The organism is Geminocystis sp. GBBB08, from assembly GCF_016743215.1.
GTDB lineage: Bacteria > Cyanobacteriota > Cyanobacteriia > Cyanobacteriales > Cyanobacteriaceae > Geminocystis.
In genome coordinates this window covers 1-2,608 of sequence record NZ_VRZC01000274.1, presented here as the reverse complement: position 1 = coordinate 2,608, position 2,608 = coordinate 1, and the positions used below count along the sequence as shown (strand labels likewise).

Sequence of the window (2,608 nt, the reverse complement as noted above, 5' to 3'; positions counted from 1 at the left end):
ATATAAAATAATGTTATAAAATTTTAAAAATCAACTATGATAACTGCCAACAATCCCTTATTAATCGGTGAAGGATTACCGCCATTTAATGATATTAAAGTAGATCATATTTTACCTGCCATCAAACAATTATTAACAGAATTAGAAATAGAATTAAGTCAATTAGAAGCTAGTTTTCAACCTACATGGCAAGGTTTGGTTACTCCCTTAAATCGTTTAGAAGATAGACTGCGCTGGAGTTGGGGTATTATTGGGCATTTGATGGGGGTTAAAAATAGTCCTGAATTACGCACTGCTTACGAAACTGTGCAACCAGAGTTAGTCAAATTTGCCAATAGATTAAGTCAAAGTAAGGCTTTATATGAGGGGTTTACCAAAATTAGAAATAGTCAAGAATGGAATAATTTTGAGTCGGCACAAAAAAGAATCATTGAATCGGCTATTAAGGAAGCAGAATTATCTGGGGTTGCCTTAGAAGGGGAGAAAAAAGAGCGTTTTAATCAAATTCAGTTAGAATTAGCAGAGTTATCCACAAAATTCTCTAATAATGTCTTAGATTCTACCAAAGCTTTTAAATTGCGCCTTACGACTGTCGATGAAGTTGATGGTTTACCTGCGAGTTTATTAAGTTTATCTGCCCAAACCGCAAGAATGGAAGGAGATGAAGATGCTACCCTCGAAAATGGTCCTTGGGTGATAACCTTAGATTATCCTAGTTATGGTCCTTTTCTTAAATTTAGTAGGAGGAGAGATTTACGAGAAAAAGTTTATCGGGCGTTTATTAGTCGTGCGGCTAGTGGCGAATTTGACAATAATCCCTTAATTAAAAAGATTTTAACCTTAAAACAGGAATTAGCCCAAATTTTAGGTTATTCTAACTATGCCCAAGTAAGCCTTGCCAAAAAAATGGCAGATAATGTCGAAAGTGTCGAAAAATTATTAGAAGAGTTGCGGGTTGTTAGTTATTCTTCCGCTTTGAAAGATTTACAAGAGTTAAAAGAGTTTGCTAAAGTTGATGACTTAAATACTTGGGATGTGAGTTATTGGGCAGAAAAACAGCGAGAAACTAAGTTTAACTTTACAGAAGAAGAATTACGCCCTTATTTTTCTTTAAATCAAGTTTTAGAAGGGTTATTTGGGTTAGCAAAACGCATTTTTGGCGTTACTATCACCCCTACCGATGGAGAAGCACCCGTTTGGCATGAGGATGTAAAATATTTCCAAGTAGCTGATGAAAATAACGAAGTTATAGCCCATTTTTATCTTGATGCCTACTCTCGCCCATCGGAAAAAAGAGGAGGCGCTTGGATGGATGACTGTCTCGGAAGGGCAAAATTTGAGCAAGATGGTAAGATTATTACTCGTCTTCCTGTTGCCTATCTTACCTGTAACCAAACCCCTCCTATTGATGGTAAACCTAGTTTAATGACTTTTGGAGAAGTTGAGACTCTATTTCATGAATTTGGCCATGGTTTACAGCATATGTTGACTAAAATTGACTATATTGGTGCATCGGGAATTAATAATGTTGAGTGGGATGCTGTGGAGTTGCCTAGTCAGTTTATGGAGAATTGGTGTTTGGAAAAAAATACTCTCTTTGGTATGGCTAAACATTATCAAACTGGGGAAACTTTACCTTATCACTACTACGAAAAACTTTTAGCCAGTAAAAATTACATGAGTGGTTCTGCTATGTTGCGTCAAATCCATTTTAGTCTCGTGGATTTAGAGTTACATTCCCACTATAATCCCAACGGTACTGAAACTCCCCATCAAGTGCGCGATCGCATAGCTAAAACCACTACTGTGATGCCACCTTTACCTGAAGATCAATTTTTATGTAGTTTTGGACATATTTTTGCTGGTGGTTATTCCGCCGGTTACTATAGCTATAAATGGGCTGAAGTGCTCAGTGCTGATGCGTTTTCTGCTTTTGAAGAAGTTGGTTTAGATGATCAATTGGCGATCGCCAAAGTGGGGAGACGTTTCCGTGATACGGTGTTAGCTTTAGGAGGTAGTTTATCACCGATGGAGATATTTAAGCAATTTCGAGGCAGACAACCCAATACTAAGCCATTATTAACACACAGTGGTTTATTAGCTGTTTAATTCTTCTTTAATCCCCACTTTAGGGGACTTTTTTTTCAAAATATAGTAATCCTAAATCAGTTGTTAAATATTTTATAGTACAAATAAGTTATTAAATGCTTATGAAACAAGGGGTTTAAACCCCTTACCTTGAAATTTGTCATGTTGATTTTGCCACGAATCATTATCAGGTAAAGAATTAGTAAAAAAGTTGAACAAAAATTGATTTGATCAAAATTAAAATTATCTCCAGTTATAGAGTACAACTTGATCGCTATAAGTGCGTAAGCCGATCTCCCTAAATCCCTTTTGAAAAAGTGGACTTCAATTTTGGTGAATTATCAGAAAACTATTTTAGTCAATGGTTAAAAACTTTTATTCGCAAAAAAAAAATTAAATAATTAAAAATCTCTACCGTCATTTATGTTTCAGACACATAACTATATAATAAAAAATATTTCTTTTTTACCACAAGTACTTTAGTCAAAAAAATGTGCATAAAAAAAATTTTCAGAACTAT

The 2,608-nt window shown here is 35.0% G+C and carries 1 protein-coding gene; it reads left to right on the top strand.

Features of this window, described 5'->3' with window-relative positions; genetic code table 11:
* The first annotated feature begins 36 nt into the window (after positions 1-36).
* Positions 37-2,109 (top strand): M3 family metallopeptidase, encoded by a 2,073-nt coding sequence (locus FWJ34_RS19120; protein WP_308256915.1) that lies wholly within the window; start codon positions 37-39, stop codon positions 2,107-2,109.
* Positions 2,110-2,608: the final 499 nt, after the last annotated feature.

Excerpts from the sequence above, each read along its gene's own strand:
- FWJ34_RS19120 (WP_308256915.1), top strand. The coding sequence starts at position 37 with ATGATAACTGCCAACAATCCCTTATTAATCGGTGAAGGATTACCGCCA.